Raw genomic sequence first — 20,900 nt, 5'->3', positions numbered from 1 at the left:
GGGATCCCGGATGGGGCGGCCAGAAGGCGAACGGCCGACGCTGGAGAGCGTCGCGGCGCGGGCCGGTGTCTCGCGGGCGACAGTGTCCCGGGTGGTCAACGGCCTGTCGGTGCGGACGGCGAGTGAGGAGTCGGTGCGGCGGGCCATCGAGGAGCTGGGCTACGTGCCGAATCCCGCGGCGCGGACCCTGGTGACCCGGCGCACCGACCTGATCGCGCTGGTGGTGCCCGAGCCGACGACACGGGTGTTCTCCGCCGACCGCTTCTTCGCGGGTCTCGTCCACGGGGTCGGTCAGGAGCTGGAGGCCGCCGACAAGCAACTCGTGCTCATGCTGGCCGGGTCGGCCGCGAGCCGCGCCCGCGTCGAACGGTCGGCGGCCGCGCACCACGTCGACGGTGTGCTGCTCGCCTCCCTGCACGACGCCGATCCGCTGCCCGTGGCGCTGACCCGGATCGGGATCCCGGTGGTCTGCAACGAGCGGCCGCTGGGGCCCGTCTCCGTCCCGTACGTCGGGGTCGACAACCACGGCGGCGCGGTCGCCGCGGTCCGCCACCTCCTCCGTACGGGGCGCCGCCGGATCGCCACGATCGCCGGCCCGCCGGACATGGTCGCCGGCATCGACCGGCTGGGCGGCTACCGAGTGGCCCTGCGGGAGGAGCGGCGGCGGCCCGTCGTCGAGGTCGGCGACTTCACGACCGGTTCCGGCGCCGAGGCGATGCGGCGGCTGCTCGCGGACGAACCGGACCTCGACGCGGTGTTCGCCGCGTCGGACCTGATGGCGAGCGGCGCACTCCAGACGTTGCGCCGCGCGGGGCGGCGCGTCCCGGACGACGTCGCGGTCGTCGGTTTCGACGACATCGACCTCGCCCGGGACACCGAACCACCGCTCACGACCGTCCGGCAGCCGATCGACGAGATCGGCCGCCGGATGGCCCGTCAAGTGCTGAGGCTGGTGGCCGGCGAGGAGATCGAGCCGGTCGTCACGCTGCCCACCGAGCTGGTCGTCCGCGCGTCGGCGTAGGGCGCGTCCGGTGGATCTCCGTCCGGCTGCTTTCTCCACGAGCCGGTGGCCGGGTGAACCCGTTCGAGGTGCATGTGTGCTCCTTGCCGGGGTCGTACGGGGCGGGCCGTACGACCCCGTGGTCGGTCAGACGGGAGGCGTTCCGGTCACCAGCCGACGGCGACCAGCAGGTACTGCGGGTCGCCGTGGGAGATGAACGAGGACTGGCCGGCGACGTCGTCGTAGGGGAAGCCGTAGGCCAGGTGGTTGATCGCGTGGTCGTGCCAGAACCTGGCGTAGTAGTTGGCCGGAGCCGCCTTGTAGTACTGGCTCGGGTCGGACCACTGCGACTGGGGCAGCTGCGCGACGTGCCGGTTCAGCGCCGCGCACATATCGGGATTGCCCGCCAGGGAGCCCGCGCAGCCGGTGATGTTCGAGGTGCTCTCGTTCACGCCGACCGACTGGGCGTAGCTCGTGAAGTAGTTCGCGTACTGTCCGCCGGCGCGGAAGTCGCTGTCACTACCCGGCGCGGGGATGTAGTACGGGGCCTGGACCGTGGCCAGGTGCTTGAACTCGGTCGGCACCTCGTTCTGGAACCGCTGGAAGGTCGCCGCGCGGTCCTCGGCGAAGGTGGCCTGGTCCTCCCCCACCTGCGCGTCGTACCCGTCCTTGGCGTGCAGCCGCATCGCCAGCTTCAGGCCGAACCCGTCGACGCGCGTCGTGTTGCCGTTGAACACCGCGGGCCCGATCGTGAACTCGATGAAGTCCCGGTACTGGCTGGTCGGCGAGCCGAGGTAGAAGTACATCCGGCCGGCGGAGTTCGCGGGCATGTCGATGTACGGCTGCTCGGCGATGGAGTGCGTCTGGCCGCCCCAGCTCCAGTAGACCTGGCTGTCGGGGTACTTGCCGTTCGTCCGGTTGAGGATCTTGAACATCAGGACGTTCTTGGCGGCGGGGATGGTGCTCGTGTCACCCCAGAACGAGTCCGGCGGTGGCGTCGTGGTCGTCCCGCTGTAGACCGCGAATTCCCAGAGCGAGTAGCCGTACTGCGTGCCCCGGGCCGTGCCGTACATCCGGATGTACCGCCCGGTGCCGGTGACGTTGAGGGTCTGCGTGCCGCCGGTGCCGGTCGTGGTGCTGTAGATGGTCGTCCAGCTCGTCCCGTCCCCGGAGACCTGGATTTGGAACGCGGTGGCGTAGGCGGCCTCCCAGGTGAGCACGACCTGGCAGATCTGCTGCGACGAGCCGAGGTCGACCTGCAGCCACTGCGGGTCGCTGAAGGCGCTGGACCAGCGCGTACCGGCGTTGCCGTCCACGGCGGCCGAGGCTGGCAGGCCGGAGTTCTCGGTGGAGGACGCGGTCGCGGGCCGGTTCAGCGCCGCGTTGGACCCGCCGCAGGCGGCGGCCCTGGCCGGTGACGCGGTGGAGGTGACGAGTTGGGCGGCGAACAGCAGGATCGCGGCCAGGCCGATGAGGAGGGCGTGCGCGGGCGTACGGCGGCGTACCGCCGGGCGGGGGATGGATTGCATGAGGGCTCCCTTTCTGGCAGAGGGAGACGCGGCGCACGACCGGGTGCGCGGACGGCGTCGCGATGTGGCGGGGGCGGGTCGCAACCTCCGCCGGGCATCGGCGGAGCTGCCTACTGAGAGCGCTCTCAGAGAGAAGGTGGACCTCTTTCCCGGGACAGTCAAGAGCGTTGACAGATAACGTTTCGGCAACAACGGGGACGTCTGGTCGTTGGGCCGATGGGCCATATGGCCTGGCCAGGGGATTTGTTGTCCGCCCCACCATTAGGCCGATGATTCGGTTGTCCGGCGGCCCCGGACGCCGCGGGGCTCAGGCCGCGCGGCGCTTGCGGTGGAGCCGGAGGATGTCGGCGGTGAACGACCACACCAGCGCCGCCAGGGCCAGCGCCGTCACGGTCATCTCGACCGGGCGAGGGAGCACCCCGGCGGCGACGACCGTCAGCACGATCCCTTGGAGAGCGGCGACGACACTGCGGGAGCGGAGCGGCGACAGCGGCGCGAGCAGCCACCGCAGCGGCAGCCCGGCCGCCACGAAGGCGTACCGCATGGCGCCGATCGCCAGCACCCACGCGCCGAGCGAAGTGGCGACGAAGACGCTGAGCACGAGGATCAGGAAGGCGTCGATCTCCATGTCGAAGCGGGCGCCCAGCGGGGATGCCGTGCCAGTGCGCCGGGCCACCCGCCCGTCGACGGCGTCCAGGGCCAGCGCCACCGCGCTGATCGCGACCAGCGGGGCGATCGGCGCCGGTGTGCGCACGGTGTCCGCGACGAGCGCGGTGACGCACCCGACGAGCAGCGCCCGCACCAGGGTGACGTGGTCGGCCGGGGCGAGGGACCGGCGGCCGCGGCGGCGCAGGGCGCGGCCGAGGACGGAACCCAGCGTCGCCGCATACGCCACGCCGGCCAGCCAGCCCACCAGACCGAGCCCCGTCGTCACGGTCAGCACGGCGAACAGCACCGGCTGCGCCATCGCCCCGACCAGCGGGCCCGGCGGAAAACGCCACCGGCCGGTCGCTCGCCGCGCGACGCGGACGGGACCGGGACGTTCCGTCTCGATCCGGTCGACTACCTCAACCATGTCTCTCACGACCATTCCGCACCTCCTTGGGGGTACACGCATCGGAGGTTCAAACGGTTCGGCGGAATCTACTCCGGCGCGAGCCGCCCGTCGGCACGGGGCAGAGTTCGCGATGGTCCGGCACCCCGCATCAGACCACCGGACTGGCACTGGAGGAGAATCGGGCCGATGTTGAACCGATCGCCGCGAATGATCGTGTAAGAGGGCATGGCGTACGAATCGAGGAGGTACGGCGGCCGGTTGCCGAGCCCGCCGCCGGTCCAGGCGATGCCGCCCTCCGGCGGTAGCGGTCTTTCGGAGCGGCGCGTGAGCGAGGCCGCGGTCACCCGGTACGCCGTCGAATGGCTGGACCTACGCGAGGACGCGGACGCGGCCGCCCGCAACGCCGAACTCGTCGACCTGCTCATCCCGTCCCTGGCCGACGCGTCGCTGACCATCAGGGATCTCGGATGCGGCACGGGTTCGATGGGACGCTGGCTGGCCGGACGGCTGCCCGGTCCCCAGCGCTGGATCCTGCACGACCGCGATCCGGCGCTCCTCGCCGAGGCCGTCACGCGCCCACCGGAGACGTCCGCCGACGGCGCGCCCGTCACGGTCACCCTCGAGCAGGGCGACGCCACCGACCTGCGCGCGACGGATCTCGCCGGTACGTCCCTGGTGACGGCGTCCGCGCTGCTGGACCTGCTCACCGCCGAGGAGGTGGCCGGACTGGCCTCGGTGTGCGCACGCGCCGGATGCCCCACGCTGCTGACACTGACCGTCGCCGGGAAGGTCGAGTTCCTCCCCACCGACCCCCTCGACGCGGAACTCGCCGCCGCCTTCGACGACCACCAGCGCCGTACGGTCGGCGACGGCACCGCCCCCGCCGCCCGTCCCCCGCAGACCTCTTCAGCGCCCGACCCGTCCCAGCAGGCGCTTCCCGGGGCAGGACCCGATCCGTCCCAGCAGGCCCTGCCCGGAGCAGGACCCGATCCGTCCCAGCAGGCCCTGCCCGGAGCAGGACCCGATCCGTCCCAACCGGCGCTTCCCGGGGTGGCATCCGATCCGTCGCCGCAGGCCCTTTCCGAGGCGCCGGCCGACTCGCCCCCAGAGCCGTCTGCCCGCGCGGTGCCCGAACCGTCCCGGCCGGCCCGCTCCGGAACGCCGTCCCGGCCGTCCGGACCCGTCGCCCGGCGCCTGCTCGGCCCGGACGCGGCCGACGCCGCCACGGCCGCGTTCGAACGGTCGGGCATGGTGGTCCACCGTCGGCCCAGCCCCTGGCGGCTCGGGCCGGCGCAGGCCGAGTTGACCGCGCAGTGGCTCCGAGGCTGGGTCGCGTCCGCCGTCGAGCAGCGGCCGGACATGGCAGGCCCCGCCGAGGCGTACCTGCGCCGGCGTCTCGCCGCGTGCGCGGCCGGCGCGCTCCAGGTCGTCATCGGCCACGACGACCTTCTCGCGCTTCCTCCGGCGGGCCGGTCGTGAAGCGCTCCGTCTGGGCCTGGCTCCGTACACTCGCCGCCGCCGGTGTCATCGGCCTGCTCCTGTGGCGACTCGGAACCCGCGCGGTCCTGGACGGGCTCAGCGTGATCGACCTCCGCGCCGTGTGCGCGGCACTCGCGATCGGCCTGATCACGACGGTGCTCACCGCCTGGCGCTGGTGCCTCGTGGCCCGGCGGCTCGGTCTCCGGCTGCCCCTGCGGAACGGCGTCGCGGACTACTATCGCGCGCTGTTCCTCAACGGGGTGCTGCCCGCAGGCGTCCTCGGCGACGTGCACCGCGCGGTACGGCACGGCCGGCAGGAGGGCGACGTCGGCCGTGGTGTCCGTGCGGTGGTGCTGGAACGCGCCGCGGGTCAGGTGGTGGTCGTCGCCGTCTCCGGCGTGGTGCTGGCCGCCCGGCCCACGGTCGTTCCGCCGCGGTTCCGTGAGGCCCTCACCATCGCCGGGACGGCGGTCGCGGCGACGATGTTGGTCGTGTCGGTCGTCGCGGTCATCGCCGGGGACCGCCGGACGCGGAGCGGTTCGCGATGGCGACGCGCGTCCGCCGACTCCCTTCGCGATCTGCGGCGCGGGCTCCTCGCCCGCGACGCCTGGCCGGGCGTCGTCCTGCTGTCGGTGCTGGCGTTCGCCGGGCACCTGGTCCTCTTCCTGGTGGCCGCGCGTACGGCGGGATCGACCGCGTCGTTCGCCCGGCTGCTCCCGCCCATGGTCGTGACACTGCTGGCCATGGGGCTGCCGGTGAACGTCGCCGGATGGGGACCGCGCGAGGGAATGGCGGCACTGGCGTTCGGCACTGCGGGGTTGGGCGCCGCCCAGGGCCTCACCATCGCGGTGGTGTACGGGGTGCTCTCCTTCGTCGCGAGCCTGCCCGGCGCCGGCGTGCTGCTGTGGCCGGCCCTGGTGAGGACATGGCCGAGGCTCACGCGAGCCCGGACCGTACGCCCGGTGCCGCGCCGGTTCGGCGACGCGGGGATCGACGGGTGAACCACCGCCGGAATCCGTCCGTGGATATAGTCGGCGCCGCCGTCCGACGCCCGGTACGGGCCGGCGCCGATGCCCGATGTCACCGGACTCCCCACTGAGGAGCTGTGGAGTGTCGTTCTTCACGCGTTTCCGCCGGTCTACGGCACAGGTCCGGGCGGCCACGGACGGACGCCCCGCACCGGACGGCCGTCCGGCACCAGGCGACGCTTCCCCGAACCCGCCGGTCGACCCCGTCGTTGACCCCGCCACCGGCCGCCCGGAGCCCGGTGACGACACGCACCGCCTGGGCGCCGGTGGCGACACGGACGGCCCGGACGCCGGTGACGACCCAGACGGCCCGGACGCCGGTGACGACACGGACCGCCTGGGCGCCGGTGACGACACGGATCGCCGGGACGCCGAAAACGCGGGCGAGCCTCCGGCGCAGGAGTCCGCTGAGGACGACGGCGGCCCTGCCGCCGGTGACCAGAACGGCGGCGGAGAAGGCCGGCGCGCGCCGGCGGGCGGCGCACCCCGTCGCCGGCCGGGTGGTCACCGCGCTGGCCTGCCTGTTCGTCGTGTCGGCCCTCCTGATCCCGGATGACTTCGGTCGCCTGACGCCCGCTGCGTTCGTCCGCATCCCGATCGAGGGACTCGTCGGCACCGCCCTCGTCCTCGTCCTGCCGGCGCGGGCGCGGCGGGTGGTTGCGGCGCTCCTGGGGGTCGCCGTCGGTCTGCTCGCCATCGTGAAGCTGCTCGACCTGGGTTTCTCGGTGGTTCTCGCCCGGCCGTTCAACCCGGCGTACGACTGGCCCCTGTTCTCGGCCGGCCTGGAGTTCGTCAGAACGTCGGCCGGGCGGGCCGGTGCGATCGGCGCCGTCGCGGCGATCGCGGTGCTCGCCGCCGGCCTGCTCGTGCTCGCGGCGAGGTCGGTGCTGCGCCTGAGCCGCGCGCTCGTCCGCCACAAGCTCGCCGCGACCCGCGCCGTCGCGGTGCTCACGGTCGCCTGGGTGGCCTTCGCCGTCCTCGGCGTACGGATCGTGCCGGGTGTGCCGGTCGCGGGGCACGCGTACGACCATTCGCAGCAGGTGCTCGCCGGTCTGCGGGACAGGAAGACGTTCGCCCGTGAGGAGGCCGCCGATGCGTTCCGCGCCGCCCCGGGCCGGAACCTGCTGACCGGGCTGCGCGGCAAGGACGTCATCCTGGCGTTCGTCGAGAGTTACGGCCGCGACGCGGTCGAGGACCCGACGTACGCGCCGCAGGTCGACGCGGTCCTCGACGCCGGGACCCGCCGGCTGGCCGCGGCCGGGTTCGGCGCGCGCAGCGCCTTCCTCACCTCACCGACGGCGGGCGGCGGCAGCTGGCTGGCCCACGCGACGCTGCTCTCCGGACTGTGGGTCGACAACCAGCAGCGCCACGACACCCTCGTCAAGGGGAGCCGCTTCACCCTGAGCATGGCCTTCCGGCGCGCGGGCTGGCGGACCGTCGCGATGGAGCCGGGGAACACCCGCCCCTGGCCGGAGGGCTCGTCGTTCTACGGCTACGAACGGATCTACGACCACTGGAACATGGGGTACCACGGGCCGCCGTTCAACTGGGGTACTCCCCCGGACCAGTACTCCCTCTCGGTCCTCCAGCGCTCCGAGCTCGCTGCCCCGCACCGTGCCCCGGTGATGGCGGAGTTCCCGCTCGTCTCGAGCCACGCGCCCTGGGCGCCCACGCCCCGGCTCGTCGACTGGAAGAGCGTCGGCGACGGATCCGTCTTCGGCCCCATCGCCGCGGCCGGCGACCGGCCGGACGCCGTCTGGCGCAACCTGTCCCGGATCCGCGCGGCGTACCGGGGCTCGATCGAGTACTCCCTGAACACCCTCATCTCCTACGTGGAGACCTACGGCGACAAGAACCTGGTGCTCGTCTTCCTCGGCGACCACCAGCCCACTCCGCTCGTCACCGGTCCGGGCGCCGACCGGGACGTGCCGATCACGATCGTCGCCCGCGACCAGGCCGTACTGGACCGGATCTCCGGGTGGGGCTGGCAGGACGGCCTCCGGCCCGGCCCGCACGCCCCGGTCTGGCGGATGGACGCTTTCCGGAACCGGTTCCTGACCGCGTTCGGCCCGCAGAGCCCCTCCCCCAGGACGTCCGCCCCGGCGGCCCGCTGACCGCGAACGGCACGGCGGCAGGCTGTCGGCGGCCGTGCGGCAACCCGAGACATCGCCGTCGTGGCGAGGCCCCTCAGATCCGGTTCACTCACGCCACGGGACGGCTGGCGGCGAGGCCGGTTCAGTGCGCAATGATGACCGCCCGCTGGCGGATCTTGCAGTGACGTCTCTTCTTACAAAAAGCGTTGTTGGTATTGGTAATGGCACGGACGTTCGCATCGCCGACCAGCTGTACGCCGCGGAAGAACGACGGGCTGCGGATGGTGACAGAGCTAGCATTGTGGCGGCCGTTCGCGACGTGGTTGTTGTCGCCGGCCGGAGCAGCGGTCAGCACCCGCTGGGGAATCTGGGCCGCGTCCGCGTCGATGTTCATCGATGCGGCGAGCGGAAAGGAGATGCCGAGACCGAGAAGGGCGAGGCGGCGGCTCGTCGTGCTTCCTTTCATTGGAGCTTCCTTTCCCGGGCAAGGCCTATTGACGCCTCTATGGAGTCATTACGCGGCACGGTGGAAAGCACCGTGCCGGGACATCCGGTGCGCTCGGCTACATACCCGTTTACCGGCCGTGAACCGCGGTCTCCGCGCTCTTAGTGCAGATGGTTACCTCCGCTTTGCCGAGTGTCGGCGTGGCTGAGCGCCCGCCGCGGTCACGGGAACATGGTTCTCAGGCACTCGAGCGCCTCGGACCGTCCCGCCGACCCGAAGCCGGACGAGCCGCTCGATCCCGGCATGAGCATGAGCCCGTACGGGCCCACGTACAGGAACGGATGCATGGGCACAGGGGTGTCGGTCTCTCGTGCCGGGGGGTCGAGCGGCTGCGCGGAGGTGTCGGTCTGCCGCATCGGGGGTTCGATTCGCCGCAAGGCCGGACGGTTCGCCCTTTCGGGCCTGACCACGGTCACCTTCTGCGTCAGATTACAGACGGTCGCGTGTGCGCACATCGCATTCTGGACGTTGTTCAGACCACCGGCGTTTCCGTTATTGGTGTGCTGGTAGCCGTGGTTGCGAACGGGGCTTCTCACTGAAAGGGCACTGCGGTTATGACGGCCGTTCCCACTGTCCGTGTGATCGGTCACGAGTGTCGCCGCGCCCCTCTCGGGCGTCCGCGCAGCGTACGCGTTCGCCGGGATCCACGCCATTGCCATGATGACGGTGATCCCCGCATATGCACCGAGACGTGGCGCGGTGGTCTTGTAAGGTGATACTTCAAGGGTGCCCCGTTGGATCATTCTTCGCACCTTTGCACGTTGGTTTATTCTGGATGCGAACAGTCCGTGCGATGGATCTACCCTCCACCGGCGTTTGGTCACCCGGTCGGCACGCTACAAGGAAATTATTACCCGTTCCCCCATCGTGGATTCGCGCCCCAAATCCGGCGATCTGGCGAAAGAGCCGAGCGCCCTCCGCGGTGGCTTTTCGGTAAGAGCCGATCCCGCGCGATCCGAATAGGCCGTGCCGCTCGCCTGGTCCGCGTGGCCGTACGCCGAACCCTGCCTGAAACACCCCAAAGCCCTCAACTGGCACAATACTGGGACATGCCAGAACGCGCCGCCGAGCAACGGTCGAAGATGCGGGGCACTGGTACGACCGGGGGCACAACATGGATGAACCGATCGGCGGCACTGTCGCCATCGGCCGGGACTCTTCCTTGGCGGAGGCGCGTGTCGACCGCCTGGATGAGGGGCAGAGGGCCGCGCGCCGTCCCGATCCGACGGCGTCGTTGGTGGGGCGGCGGACCGAGATCGGCCAGGTCCTCGACGCGGTCGACGCGGGGCGGAGCGGACCGCGGACGGTGCTGCTGCTCGGGGAGGCCGGCAGCGGGAAGACCGCACTGCTCACGGCCGCGGCCGACCACGCGCGGGAGATCGGCGGCCTTGTCCTGACCGCGCGGGGGTGTGAGGCTGAGGCGGAGCAGTCGTTCGCCGCCCTCCACCAGTTGCTCGTCCCCCTGCTGTCCGAGATCGGCGACCTCCCCGAGCACCAGAGAGAGGCGCTCGAGACGGCGTTCGGGATGGTCGCCGCCGCCCGGCCGCACGACCCGATGCTGCTCCGCCTCGGCGTGCTGAACCTCCTGACCGGCGTCTCCCGTCGGCGGCCCGTCCTGCTGATCGTCGACGACGTCCAGCACGTCGACGGCGACTCCCGCGACGTCCTGGGCTTCGTGATGCGCCGCCTGGCGGCCGAGGCCGTGACGGTGCTGATCGCGGCGCGCGGGCGCACGGCCCCGGACGGCCTCGTCCCGGACCTGCCCATGCTGTCCCTGGGGCCGCTGACCCGCCAGGCGGCCGCACGCCTGCTGGACGCCCAGCCGGAGCCGCCGACCGGCCGGGCCCGGGTCGACGTCCTGGAACAGGCCGCAGGGAACCCTCTGGCCATCATCGAACTGTGCCGCGCCGTACGCGAGGGTCAGGTGCTGCCCGGCGGCGGGCTGCCCCAGACCCAGCGCATCCAGGAGATGTTCGCGGCCCGGCTCCGGGCGCTGCCGGCCGCCACCCAGCGGCTGATCGTCTATGCGGCCGCGTCCTCGGACGACGAGGACCTGGAGACCATCATGGCCGCAGCGGGGGCAGGGTCCGACCTCGAAATGTGGGAGCCCGCGGAGAACGCCGGTCTCATCACCATCGCGGGCGGCAGGGTCGCCTTCCGGCATCCGCTCGTACGCGCGGGGTCCTATCACGGAGCCCCCGCCCATCTTCGGCAGCAGGTGCACGCCGACCTCGCGAACGCCCTCGACCACGATCCCGCACGCCGGGCGTGGCATCTGGCCGCCGCGCGCATCGGACCGGACGAGTCCGTCGCGGCCGCCTTGGAGGAGACCGCGGAGCTCGCCGAGCGGTGCGGCGGCTTCTTCGCGGCGGCACGGGCTCTGGAACGGTCCGCCGAGTGCAGCCCGGCGGCCGAGGACCGGGCGCGGCGGTACGCCAAGGCGATCAGAGCCGTGCAGAACGCGGGCGACCCGTCTTGGGCCCGCGAGCTGTACGACAAGGTGACGACGCTGACGCTGGACCCGGACCTGCTCGGCGTCGCGGCGTGCGGGGCCGGGACGGCCCTGTCGCTGTTCGCCCGCCAGCGGGAGGCGTTCCAGCTGATGATCCGGCCGTTCGAGCACCGTCCGCCGACGGACGGCCGTACGACGCTCGCCCTGGCCGCCGTGGTCAGCGCGGTCGCGTACCAGTCGGGGCTGCCGGAGATGAGGCGGCCGCTCACCCACCTTCTCGACGGGGTCGAGTTCGGAGACGCCGCGACGCCCTACACCGAACTGACCGGGGCCGACGCCGCCGAGTCGGTGAGCGCCATCGTCGTGGCCCAGGCCGACCCGGCCGCCCACGCCCCCTCCCTGCTGCGGCGGCTCCAGCGGCGGAACCCTCCGCACCCGGCGACCGGCATGGCGGAGATCACCCGGCTGCACGGACTGGCGGGGGTCGCCTGGCTGGCCGACGAGACGGACCTGTGCGTCACCTCCTTCCGGCAGGTGTTCGACGTGCTCCGCGCGTACGGCTCGATGGGCGTGAGCGCGCACTCTCTCGTGCCGATGGCCTCGGCGCTGATCGACACGGGGCGGTGGGCGGAGGCCGACGAGCTGCTGGAGGAGGCGGGCACACTCGCGGCCGTGCATAAGTGGCGGCACGTCGAGGTCGACGTGGAGGCGTTGCGGGTCACCCTGCGCGCGCTGCGTGGGCAGCCGACGCGCGGCGGGATGCCGGAGGACCCCGCGTGGACCGCCGTCGGTCTGGAGGAGAACCGCGCTACCCACGCGTATCTGCTGCGGGCGGCGGGCACCGCGGCCGTGGCGGCCGGCGACTTCGACGACGCGTTCCGGCGCTTCCGCCTCCTGTTCGGGGAGGACGGCACGCCCCTGCACCACTTCCTGTCGCCTCGGTCCATCGCCGACCTGGCGGCGGTGGCCCAGCGGACGGGCCGGCAGGAGGAGGTCGGGCCCGTCGTCACCGCGGTGCGGGAGGCCGTCGGCCCCCGGCCGACGACCCGGATGACGCTGCTGCTGCATCACGCCGCCGCCCTCGTCGGCGACCCGAAGGAGACCGAGCACCACTTCCGGCTCGCCGTCGTGAACCCGGCCGGCGACGAGTGGCCCCTGGCCCGCGCGCTGGCCCGGCTGCACTACGCGCAGTGGCTGCGCAGGAGACGGCGGCCTCTGGACGCCCGCCCGATCCTCGCGACGGCGCTGGAGTCGTTCACCCGGCTCGGCGCGGCCGGTCTCGCCGACGAGGCGCGGGGTGAGCTGCGGGCGAGCGGCGTCGCCGCCTCCCCCACCACGGTCGACCCGCTGTCCGAACTGACCGCCCAGCAACGGCAGATCGTACGGCTCGCAGCACAGGGCCTGCGCAACCGGGAGATCGCCGAGCAGCTCATGCTGTCGCCGCGCACGGTCAGCTCGCACCTGTACAACGTGTATCCGAAGCTGGGCGTGAGCAGCCGCCATCAGCTCCGCGGCCTCTTCGACGACCTGTGACCCGCCGGACGAACGAGAGGTGAGCGCGTGAGAATCGAGCCCGGCGAGGACGGATGCGCTTCCGAGGGGCCGGCCCTCGTCCTCGATCCGCTGGTCCAGAAGCTCGTCGACGCCATGGCGGCACCGCCGTACCTGCACCAACTCGGCCCGGTCGACGGCCGCCAGGCGCTGCTGGAGGCCCAGGGCCACCCGCACGACGACGACCTCGGAGTCGAGGCCGTGTTCCGCGTGGCGCCGGTGGGGCCGTCCGGGCTCGCCGGCTTCTGGGTGTTCCGGCCGGTCCGGCCGGCCGGTCCCCTCCCGGTCGTCGTCTACGTCCACGGGGGCCGGTGGATGCTCGGCGACGGGCGGACCCATGCCGGGATCATCGGTGAGCTCGCCGCCCGCGGCGGCGCCGCGCTGGTGGTCCCGGAGTACACCCGGACCCCCGAGGCCCGGTACCCGGTCGCGATCGAGGAGTCGTACGCGGTGCTGACCTGGGTGGCCGAGCACGCCGCCGACCTCGGACTCGACGGCCGGAGGCTGGCGGTCGCCGGGGACTGCGCGGGCGCGACCATGGCCGCGGCGCTCACGATGGTGGCCAAGCAGCGCGGCGGCCCCCGCATCCGCGCGCAACTGCTGTACTACCCGATGACCGATCCGCGTTGCGACACCGCGTCGCAGCGGCGATTCGCGTCCGGTTACCCGCTGACGCGTGCGGCGCTGGAGTGGTACTGGCAGCAGTACACCGACGACGAGGACGAACTCGCCGAGCCCACCGCCTCACCGCTGCGGGCGACGACGGAGGACCTCCGAGGGCTGCCGCCGGCCCTGATCGTCTCGGCGGAGGCCGACGTCGTACGGGACGAGGGCGAGCAGTACGCGCGCCGGCTGCTGCGGGCGGGCGTGCCGGTCACCTCCGTCCGGTACCTGGGCACCGTCCACGACTTCGTGTCACTCACCGCGTTGCGGGACAGCCCACCGACCCTGGCCGCCGTCCGGCAGGGCGGCCTCTTCCTCGAGAACGCCCTGGCCGCCCGGCGCTGACGCTGGACTTACCGCACTGACGCCGGCGGTCCGCTGAAGAGGACCGTCAACTTACTGATGCGTCCGAAATGGGCGGGTTGGGAGGCTGAGCGGCATGAGCCGCCCACCGGCGGCGCGCATGCGCATGGAAGAGGTCAGTATGTCCACCATCAAGCCCGTCCTCGAAGAGGCCGCACAGGCGTTCGTCGAGGCGACCGCGAACCCGCCGTTCCTGTACGACCTCGGGCCGGTCGAAGGGCGCAAGGCCGTCGACTCCGTCCAGGACGGCGACGTCCCCGCGCCGGACGCCGACGTCGAGGACCTCACCATCTCCGGCGGACCGTCGGGTGAGGTCTCGATCCGGATCTTCCGCCCGGCCGGCGCCCAGGGCGCCCTGCCCGTGGTCCTGTACATCCACGGCGCGGGCTGGGTGTTCGGCAACGCCCACACCCACGACCGGCTCGTCCGCGAGCTCACCGTACGGTCCCAGGCCGCGACGGTCTTCGTGAACTACAGCCTCTCCCCGGAGGCGAAGTACCCCACCGCGATCGAGGAGATCTACGCCGCGCTGCAGTGGATCTCCGAGCAGGGCGCCGAGCACGGCCTCGACCCGGCCCGCATCGCGGTGGCCGGCGACTCGGTCGGCGGCAACATGACCGCGGCGACCACCATCCTGGCCAAGCGGCGGAGCGGCCCGAAGCTGGCCGCGCAGCTGCTGTTCTACCCCGTCACCGACGCGAACTTCGACACCGGCTCCTACGAGCAGTTCGCCACCGGATACTTCCTGAGCCGCGACGGCATGAAGTGGTTCTGGGACCAGTACACGACCGACCCCGCCCAGCGCGCGGAGATCACCGCGTCGCCGCTGCGCGCGAGCCTGGACGAGCTCGCCGGGCTGCCGCCGGCGCTGGTCATCGTGGCCGAGGCCGACGTGCTCCGCGACGAGGGCGAGGCGTACGCCGCCAAGCTGCGTGCCGCCGGCGTCCCCGTCACCGCCGTCCGCTACCAGGGGATCATCCACGACTTCGTCATGGTCAACGCGATGCGCGACACGCACGCCGCGACGGCGGCCACGCAGCAGGCCGGCGAGTTCCTCTACGAGGCACTGCACTCCTGACCACCTGCCGCCCGTGGCACGGGCGCCTCCCGCCGGGCGGCATCGAACTCTGGACGGCGCGCTTCCGCGCCGAGAACCCTTGCAAGGAGCCCTTCCCATGACCGCGAACACCACCCCCACCGTCGTCCTCGTGCACGGCGCGTTCGCCGACGCCGCCAGTTGGTCCGGCGTCATCGCCGAACTCCAGGAGCACGGCGTTCCCGTGGTGGCTCCGCCCAACCCGCTGCGTGGCCTGGCCTCCGACGCGGCGTACATCGCCTCCGTGGCCGCCCAGATCGACGGCCCCGTCGTGCTGGTCGGCCACTCTTACGGCGGCGCGATCATCACCGTGGCCGGAGCGGCCGAGAACGTCGTCGGCCTCGTCTACGTCGCCGCGTACGTGCCCGAAGAGGGAGAGAGCCTCGGCGAGCTGCAGGGACGCTTCCCCGCCTCGCCGCTGGGCGACAACCTGCGGCAGGCGACCTACCCCGTCGAGGGCCGCGACCCCGCCGTGGAGGTCACGATCGCCGCTGAGGCCTTCCCGGAGGTCTTCGCCGCGGACGTCCCCGCCGAGGTCACCAAGGTCCTCGCGGTGGCGCAGCGGCCGCTCGCGGCCGGGGCGTTCACCGAGACCGCGGCCACGGCGGCCTGGAAGACCAAGCCCTCCTGGGCGCTCGTCGCGGCCGCCGACCAGGCGATCAATCCCGAGGTCGAACGGTTCGGCGCCGAGCGGGCGGGCGCGACCATCGTCGAGGTCGAAGGCGCCTCGCACGCCGTCGCGGTCTCCCGCCCGAAGGACGTGGCCGACCTGATCCGTACGGCGGTCCGGGCCACCTCGGCCTGACACACCGCTCACCCGCCAGCGTGCCGTCGGCCGGCCGACGGCACGCTTGGGGCGGGCGATGGCGGATCAGCCGACCTCGCGCGCGGTGTTCACCTGGCGCCATGCCGCGGCCAGCGATCGGGCGATCGGGTCGATGACCGTCTCGTCGTTCCAGTACCACCAGTGCGCCATCGGCGTCCATCCCAGCCACCAGGGGCCGACGGACACCGTGCGGTCCTCGGTCACCTGTTTCTCGTACTCCCGCGACAGCGCACGCAAGGGGTAGGCCACCAGGTCATCGGGATCTTGGAAGTTGATCCATTCGCCGGTGAGCGTCGGATGGTGGTCGCGCAGCTTCGGTGACGGCATGGTGAGAGGCGTTCCGAAGTCCGGGTAGCGCATCGCCCACAGCGCCAAGGGGCTGCCGAGCGTGTACAGGAACGCGAGGGTTTCTCCGCGTTCCAACGGCGTCGGCCCGATACGCGCGTTCACGGCGGGCGGGATGAGCGGGCGAGGGGCGTCGCCGTACTGCGTCTGAAGATCGTAGAAGTAGTTGCTGGCGATGACGGTGCCGAGGCTGTGCGCGATGACGCACAGCGGCGCGTCTTCTCCCGCCTCTCGTGCCAGCTCCCCCATCGTGTCCGCCACGTACGCGTGGATGCCTTCGTAGACCCGCCGGTCCGTTGGGGTCATCTGGTAGGCGATGGCGTCGCCGAAGAACTGGATCACGAGCCATCGCGGCACCGGGTAGTTCGGCCGTGGGATCCACGGCAGACGGCGCCATGGGACGGTGGCGAGGAACGGCCAGAGTCCGGAGATGCTTCCCGCGTTGATCCGCGTCACCCACTGGGTGAGCCACTCGTCGAGGCGGCGGGACCGAGGCCCGAAGCACCGCTCGTACAAGGTGTCCTCGATCTCCTGGAGCGCCGGTGCCCAGAACGTCGGCCGGATGACGAGGGCTTCGTCGGCGGCCACCCCGGCGTGGTCTTCGAACGACCGCTTGAGCAGGTCGGTCGCCTTCTCGGCGAAGGCGGGATCACTGATCTCGATGCCGTGCAGGAATGTGACGGCGAGACGACGGCTGCTCACAGCGGCCCCCATGGGAGTACGTGTCGTGCGTAGACGTCCCAGAGCTTGCCGAGGAACAGTTCGCCGAACCGGGCCACGGTGGCCGGCCGGGCGGCCGGCGGCCCGCCGGCGCGGAACGTCGTGAGCTGGTGCAGGAAGTCCAGGAGGTGGACCGAGATGATCCCGGAGGCCACGACGGTCGCGCGGTCGTCATCGGCGGGTCGAACCTGGCCGTCCAGCACCCTGGTGTACAGCGTCGTGGTGTCGCTCCAGAGGTCTGCTCCAGGGTCGTCTGTCACCATCTTCGTGCCCACCAGGGTGTAATGCCGGCCGGCGGCGTTCCGGAGGTACAGCCGGTAGCGCATCTGCTTTTTCTCGGGCTTTCCCTCGTCGACGAGCAGGTTGAAGGTGCCGGTTTCGACCGGCAACCTGCCGCCGAGGGCCTCGCATTCGACGTACCCTTTCACCGCCGCCTCATGTTCGGGGAGAGTGACGAATTCGTCGATATCGTCTATGGAGATCGTCAACTGCGTCAGCAGCGGCGTGTGCTCGTCCCGGCCCTTGCGATAGCCGTCCTCGAAATCGCTCTCGCCGAGGCCGATCGCCCCTTTCATCACTTCGCTGAAGGACAGTGAGCTGGGTTGCTCGCGCTCCGGCCGCGGGACCGTCGGCCTTAGCGGGACTCCTGCCGCGGAACACCATTCACGGGCGGTCTGGACACCGCGGTTCACCGCTTCGTGCAGCCGGTCCTTCCCGATGTCGAGGAGGTAGTTGACGGGAACCTCGGCACGGAGGATCTTCAGCTCGATTCGTCTGCCGAACTCACCAGGACGACCCGCCGCGATCGCCGTGTTGTTCTGCTGGATTCGTTGCACGATGCAATGGAAGTGGCCATTCGCGGCGATCTCAATGATCTGGAAGTAGATGTTGGTGAATCCGGGGTTCCATTCGCCTCGTTCGCTCACCGTCCAGATCACCCAGATCTCGTCGGCACCGCGGCGGATCGCCTCTTCCAGGTTGCCGTCGGAGAGATAAACGGCGTCGACATAGGTCTGTCCGTCGATCCGAACCGGTGGGAACCACATCGGCAGGGAAACGCAGGCGACGAGCAGGTCCTCCGACATGCGCGCGGGCTCGACGACCTCAAGCGCGTACTTTCCGAAGTCGCACACGTTGAACGTGGCCTCCCTGGACGTCGCCGTGATCTTCGACCAGTCCAGTCCCCACTCGGGAAAGACCACCGAGCGATATCGGTCCAGGGTGAGCAAAGCGTCGCGGTGCGCCAGCGAGGCGAGATCGACACCGGCGCCGGACACGGGATCCGTTCGCCGCCACGCGTCCGCGATCTCCGTCCCCGCCATGCCCTGGCAGTACATGGCGAGGTTGAACGTGCCGCCACTGGCGCCGTCGACGTGGTCGAACGTGAGCCCGGCCTCATCCAGCCAGACCTGAAGGACACCGGCCTGGAACGCCACCTTCATCCCGCCGCCCGCGAGGATGAGTGAGCGTCTGCCCGCCGTCATGACCTGCCCCCGGACGATCTGGCCCCGGACGATCTGGCCCTCGATGTTCTGGCCCCTGGTGACCTGGCCCGCCGTGATCCGCCGGTCCGGCCCTCAAGGATCGCCGTCACGGCCCGATCGGCGAACGCCGCGATCGTCAACGAGGGATTGGCCCCCACGGGCCCGGGCATCGCGGAGCCATCGACGACGAACAGCCTAGGGTGGCCGAAGACCTCACCGTGGGAGTCGACGACCCCGTCCTGAATCGCGTGGCCCATCGGCGCGCCGCCGAGTGGGTGCACCGTCACCACGCGATCGAGCCACGACAGCGGGTTCGGTTCGAACCGGCCCCCGAAGTGCTGCGCGAGCTGCCGCATCGTGGCCGAGACCCGGTCGAAGTACTCTCGCGACGTCCGCGTCGTCCAGTCGATCTCCAACCAGCGCCCGTCGCGGAGCCGGGCGACCCCGTCGGGGGTGTCCCGTCCCATGCCGAGCAGTGCGGTCGCGCCCGCCGAACGGCCACCGGATCCCAGCACCCGTGACACGCGAGCGGAGATCTCCGCCTTCGGGTTGCGCGTCAACCGCGCCAGCACCCACGTACGGGCGAAGTCGAGGACCCGAGCGGTGATCCCTGGCACGTCGGAGCCTTCGATCAGCCAGTCCGCGAAACCGGGATATCCGGCGTCCTCGACGTAATATCCGCGGCCGGCACCGCCATCAAGGGCATCGGGGACGCGGATCGCGCTGGTGATGACGGGCGCGGCGGAACTCCCCAGATGCCGTGCCCTCCCGTTCTCGTCCCGGGCGCCCACGACGAAACCCAGCAGGTCACCATTGCCGCAGAAGCGGTGCCCCAGCAGCCGGCTCACCCCGGGCAGAGCGGCCTGATTGCGGAGCAACAGGTAGGTCGTCCCGAAGGTTCCGGCGGCCAGCAGGAGCCGGTCGCAGGTGATGGTCGTCCGGGGAAGGGAATCGGTCTTGATCCGCCGGCCCTCGTGCTCCTTCAGGTGCGTCACGTACCGGACCGCCCAGCCGCGCCGGGTCGGCTCGAAGGACACGACCTCGCTCCCGGTACGAATCTCGGCGCCGTGAGCGACGGCCGCCGACAGGTACGTGTGGTCGAGGGTGTTCTTGCTGCCGCTCTGGCATCCGATGTCGCATTCGCCGACCAGACGGCACGTGGTGCGCCGGCGGTCGTGGATGTTGCCGTACGGCGGATCGGGGATCGCCACGCCGGGCTCCGTCCGGCCGTTCGCCGAGAACGTCACGGCCAGTGGCGGCAGTCGCCACTCCAGCCCCAGGTGTGTCGCCGCCTCCCGCATCGCCTGGGTCTTGCCCGAGACCTCATATCCCGGCGCGTCCAACGGGAACCGCTGCGCGCCGAGCATCCGCTCGACCTCCGCATAATGCGGGTCGAGGTCGGCGCGGGTGACCGGCCACGGACGGTACTCGCCGTTGGGGTCCTCATCAACGAACCATTTCTCATCTTTACGCAGCAATACGCTGGCATAGATGAGCGAGCCGCCCCCCAGGCCACTCGCGACCACACCGGAGAATCCGCCAAAAGACCAGACGTCGAAAAGCCCGAGCAACCCCTCGCTCGGGTCCCACAGCGCCCGGGCCAACTCGTGGGGAGCGCGCGGGAACGACCCCGGCGGGTAGGCCCGCCCACGTTCCAGGACGACGACCCGCAGGCCCGCCGCGGCAAGCCGGTAGGCGGCGACCGACCCGCCGAACCCGGAGCCGACTATCACCGCATCGACGTGCTCTTCCTTGTCTCCCGCCATCCCGCATCCCCCTGACGTCGGCGGCGAAAGGCCCCGGGAGGTGCCCTGGTCGGCGGCCTTTTGCCGGGCGCCCGTCGGACATTCATTGACATTCCACCCTTTGGCAGTGATTCATCCGGACATAGGGAGTCTTGAGGGAAAATTGGGAAGGGCTGACCGGACGAGGCGACGTCTGGAATTGGCCTCGTCGTCGCCCGATCAGCCGATGCCGAGATGCCAGCGCAGTCGATGGGCCTGCTCGGCTCCGACCACGGGTTCGGCCGTGTCCAGCAGCGATTCAAGCTTCGGCAGCAGCTTCTCCGGCGGCATGCGGTGAGCGGTCGCGGCGTCGCCTCGCGGCCAGGCGATCAGATCGGCGCGCGCTTGGTCACCGAGGTCGGTGTCACGGGCGGCGATCAGGTGCAGGTCGACGTGCACGCGGGTCCACGTGTCCGAGGCGCGCAGCCGCTTATAGGCTCCCAGCCGTACGTGACGCGGCGCGTCGGCGGACAGCCATTCCCACAGCTGCGCGGCCGGCACGGCGTCGGGTTCGGCATTCAGCGCCGCGTAGGCGGCACGCACGACCACCGGGGCGGGATCGGCGAGCATGCCCGCGATCCGGGTGAGCGATCCGCCCAAACGCCGGACGGCGCGCACCGCTTCGGCCCGCACCCTGGGACTCGGGTGCTCCAGGAAGGGCAGCAGGACCTCCACGTCATGGAGGGTGCCGCATTCGCCCAGCCCGGTGACGAGCGCGCGGATCCGGCCGGGCGCCGAGTCCGCGGTCAGGGCCTGGCGGTAGAGCGCGGCAGGCTCACGACCCGTACGGCGGACGGCCCACTGCGCGGTGGCGCGCATCATGGCCGACCGGTCCGCGAGGTGAGCCGCACCGGCCTGAGGGCGGCCGATCTTCACCAGCGCGGTAAGAGCCTCGACCCTGACCTTCGCACTCCCCTCCTCCAGC

The 20,900-nt window shown here is 71.4% G+C and carries 16 protein-coding genes and 1 pseudogene; 8 read left to right on the top strand and 9 right to left on the bottom strand.

The features are described from left to right. Positions 1-10 precede the first annotated feature (10 nt). Complete coding sequence (locus ACYVF7_RS24680) at positions 11-1,021, top strand: LacI family DNA-binding transcriptional regulator (RefSeq protein WP_460345073.1); 1,011 nt, start codon at positions 11-13, stop codon at positions 1,019-1,021. A gap of 146 nt (positions 1,022-1,167) precedes the next feature. On the opposite strand, the gene ACYVF7_RS24675 is transcribed toward ACYVF7_RS24680, so the two are convergent. Together ACYVF7_RS24675 and ACYVF7_RS24670 are read right to left on the bottom strand one after the other, a co-directional pair. Next, positions 1,168-2,529 (bottom strand): beta-1,3-glucanase family protein, encoded by a 1,362-nt coding sequence (locus ACYVF7_RS24675; RefSeq protein ID WP_460345070.1) that lies wholly within the window; start codon positions 2,527-2,529, stop codon positions 1,168-1,170. 307 nt (positions 2,530-2,836) lie between these two features. Next, positions 2,837-3,604 (bottom strand): CDP-alcohol phosphatidyltransferase family protein, encoded by a 768-nt coding sequence (locus tag ACYVF7_RS24670; protein ID WP_460358092.1) that lies wholly within the window; start codon positions 3,602-3,604, stop codon positions 2,837-2,839. A gap of 306 nt (positions 3,605-3,910) precedes the next feature. On the opposite strand from ACYVF7_RS24670, the gene ACYVF7_RS24665 reads away from it, so the two are divergent. The 3 genes from ACYVF7_RS24665 (at position 3,911) to ACYVF7_RS24655 (ending at position 8,207) form a co-directional block, all read left to right on the top strand. Next, a complete protein-coding gene (locus ACYVF7_RS24665; protein ID WP_460345067.1) occupies positions 3,911-5,065 on the top strand; it encodes a class I SAM-dependent methyltransferase in 1,155 nt (384 codons plus the stop codon). Continuing rightward, on the top strand, positions 5,062-6,066 hold the full coding sequence (locus ACYVF7_RS24660) for a lysylphosphatidylglycerol synthase transmembrane domain-containing protein (RefSeq protein WP_460345064.1): 1,005 nt from the start codon (positions 5,062-5,064) through the stop codon (positions 6,064-6,066). The genes ACYVF7_RS24665 and ACYVF7_RS24660 overlap by 4 nt, the downstream gene beginning before the upstream one ends. A 266-nt stretch (positions 6,067-6,332) precedes the next feature. Then, a complete protein-coding gene (locus tag ACYVF7_RS24655; RefSeq protein ID WP_460345061.1) occupies positions 6,333-8,207 on the top strand; it encodes an alkaline phosphatase family protein in 1,875 nt (624 codons plus the stop codon). Positions 8,208-8,328: 121 nt separating this feature from the next. On the opposite strand, the gene ACYVF7_RS24650 is transcribed toward ACYVF7_RS24655, so the two are convergent. Together ACYVF7_RS24650 and ACYVF7_RS24645 are read right to left on the bottom strand one after the other, a co-directional pair. Beyond that, positions 8,329-8,652, bottom strand: coding sequence for a hypothetical protein (locus tag ACYVF7_RS24650; RefSeq protein ID WP_460345058.1), 324 nt, complete (start codon positions 8,650-8,652; stop codon positions 8,329-8,331). 200 nt (positions 8,653-8,852) lie between these two features. Next, positions 8,853-9,434, bottom strand: a complete 582-nt coding sequence (locus ACYVF7_RS24645; RefSeq protein ID WP_460345055.1) for a hypothetical protein — start codon at positions 9,432-9,434, stop codon at positions 8,853-8,855. Positions 9,435-9,805: 371 nt separating this feature from the next. On the opposite strand from ACYVF7_RS24645, the gene ACYVF7_RS24640 reads away from it, so the two are divergent. The 4 genes from ACYVF7_RS24640 to ACYVF7_RS24625 all read left to right on the top strand — a co-directional run bounded on the left by ACYVF7_RS24640 (position 9,806) and on the right by ACYVF7_RS24625 (position 15,621). After that, entirely contained in the window at positions 9,806-12,676 is a 2,871-nt protein-coding gene (locus ACYVF7_RS24640; RefSeq protein WP_460345052.1) for an ATP-binding protein, read from the top strand. 27 nt (positions 12,677-12,703) lie between these two features. After that, positions 12,704-13,702, top strand: a complete 999-nt coding sequence (locus ACYVF7_RS24635) for an alpha/beta hydrolase (RefSeq protein ID WP_460345049.1) — start codon at positions 12,704-12,706, stop codon at positions 13,700-13,702. A 94-nt stretch (positions 13,703-13,796) separates the two neighbouring features. Next, positions 13,797-14,798 carry an alpha/beta hydrolase gene (locus tag ACYVF7_RS24630; RefSeq protein ID WP_460345046.1) on the top strand — a complete coding sequence of 334 codons (1,002 nt, stop codon included), beginning with the start codon at positions 13,797-13,799 and terminating at the stop codon, positions 14,796-14,798. Positions 14,799-14,895: 97 nt separating this feature from the next. Continuing rightward, a complete protein-coding gene (locus ACYVF7_RS24625; protein WP_460345043.1) occupies positions 14,896-15,621 on the top strand; it encodes an alpha/beta fold hydrolase in 726 nt (241 codons plus the stop codon). 66 nt (positions 15,622-15,687) lie between these two features. Here the strand turns inward: ACYVF7_RS24625 and ACYVF7_RS24620 are convergent, their stop codons facing one another. From ACYVF7_RS24620 to ACYVF7_RS24600, 5 genes and pseudogenes are all read right to left on the bottom strand, one after another. Next, the gene (locus ACYVF7_RS24620; RefSeq protein WP_460345040.1) at positions 15,688-16,689 is read right to left on the bottom strand and encodes a hypothetical protein; all 1,002 of its coding nucleotides are present in this window, start codon (positions 16,687-16,689) and stop codon (positions 15,688-15,690) included. Next, positions 16,686-17,984 carry a patatin-like phospholipase family protein gene (locus tag ACYVF7_RS24615; RefSeq protein WP_460358634.1) on the bottom strand — a complete coding sequence of 433 codons (1,299 nt, stop codon included), beginning with the start codon at positions 17,982-17,984 and terminating at the stop codon, positions 16,686-16,688. The genes ACYVF7_RS24620 and ACYVF7_RS24615 overlap by 4 nt, the downstream gene beginning before the upstream one ends. Before the next feature lie 18 nt (positions 17,985-18,002). Then, positions 18,003-18,191, bottom strand: a pseudogene (locus tag ACYVF7_RS24610) (patatin-like phospholipase family protein); the annotation flags it as partial. Beyond that, the gene (locus ACYVF7_RS24605; protein WP_460345038.1) at positions 18,188-19,957 is read right to left on the bottom strand and encodes a GMC oxidoreductase; all 1,770 of its coding nucleotides are present in this window, start codon (positions 19,955-19,957) and stop codon (positions 18,188-18,190) included. The pseudogene ACYVF7_RS24610 and the gene ACYVF7_RS24605, both read right to left, overlap by 4 nt. 198 nt (positions 19,958-20,155) lie before the next feature. Next, positions 20,156-20,794: a HEAT repeat domain-containing protein gene (locus tag ACYVF7_RS24600; protein ID WP_460358090.1), complete on the bottom strand. Its 639-nt coding sequence runs from the start codon at positions 20,792-20,794 to the stop codon at positions 20,156-20,158. Positions 20,795-20,900: the final 106 nt, after the last annotated feature.

The sequence above is a fragment of the Actinoallomurus acanthiterrae genome, from assembly GCF_054775715.1.
Note: the sequence above shows the minus strand (reverse complement) of the source record. Positions and strands in the feature narration are given on the sequence as shown.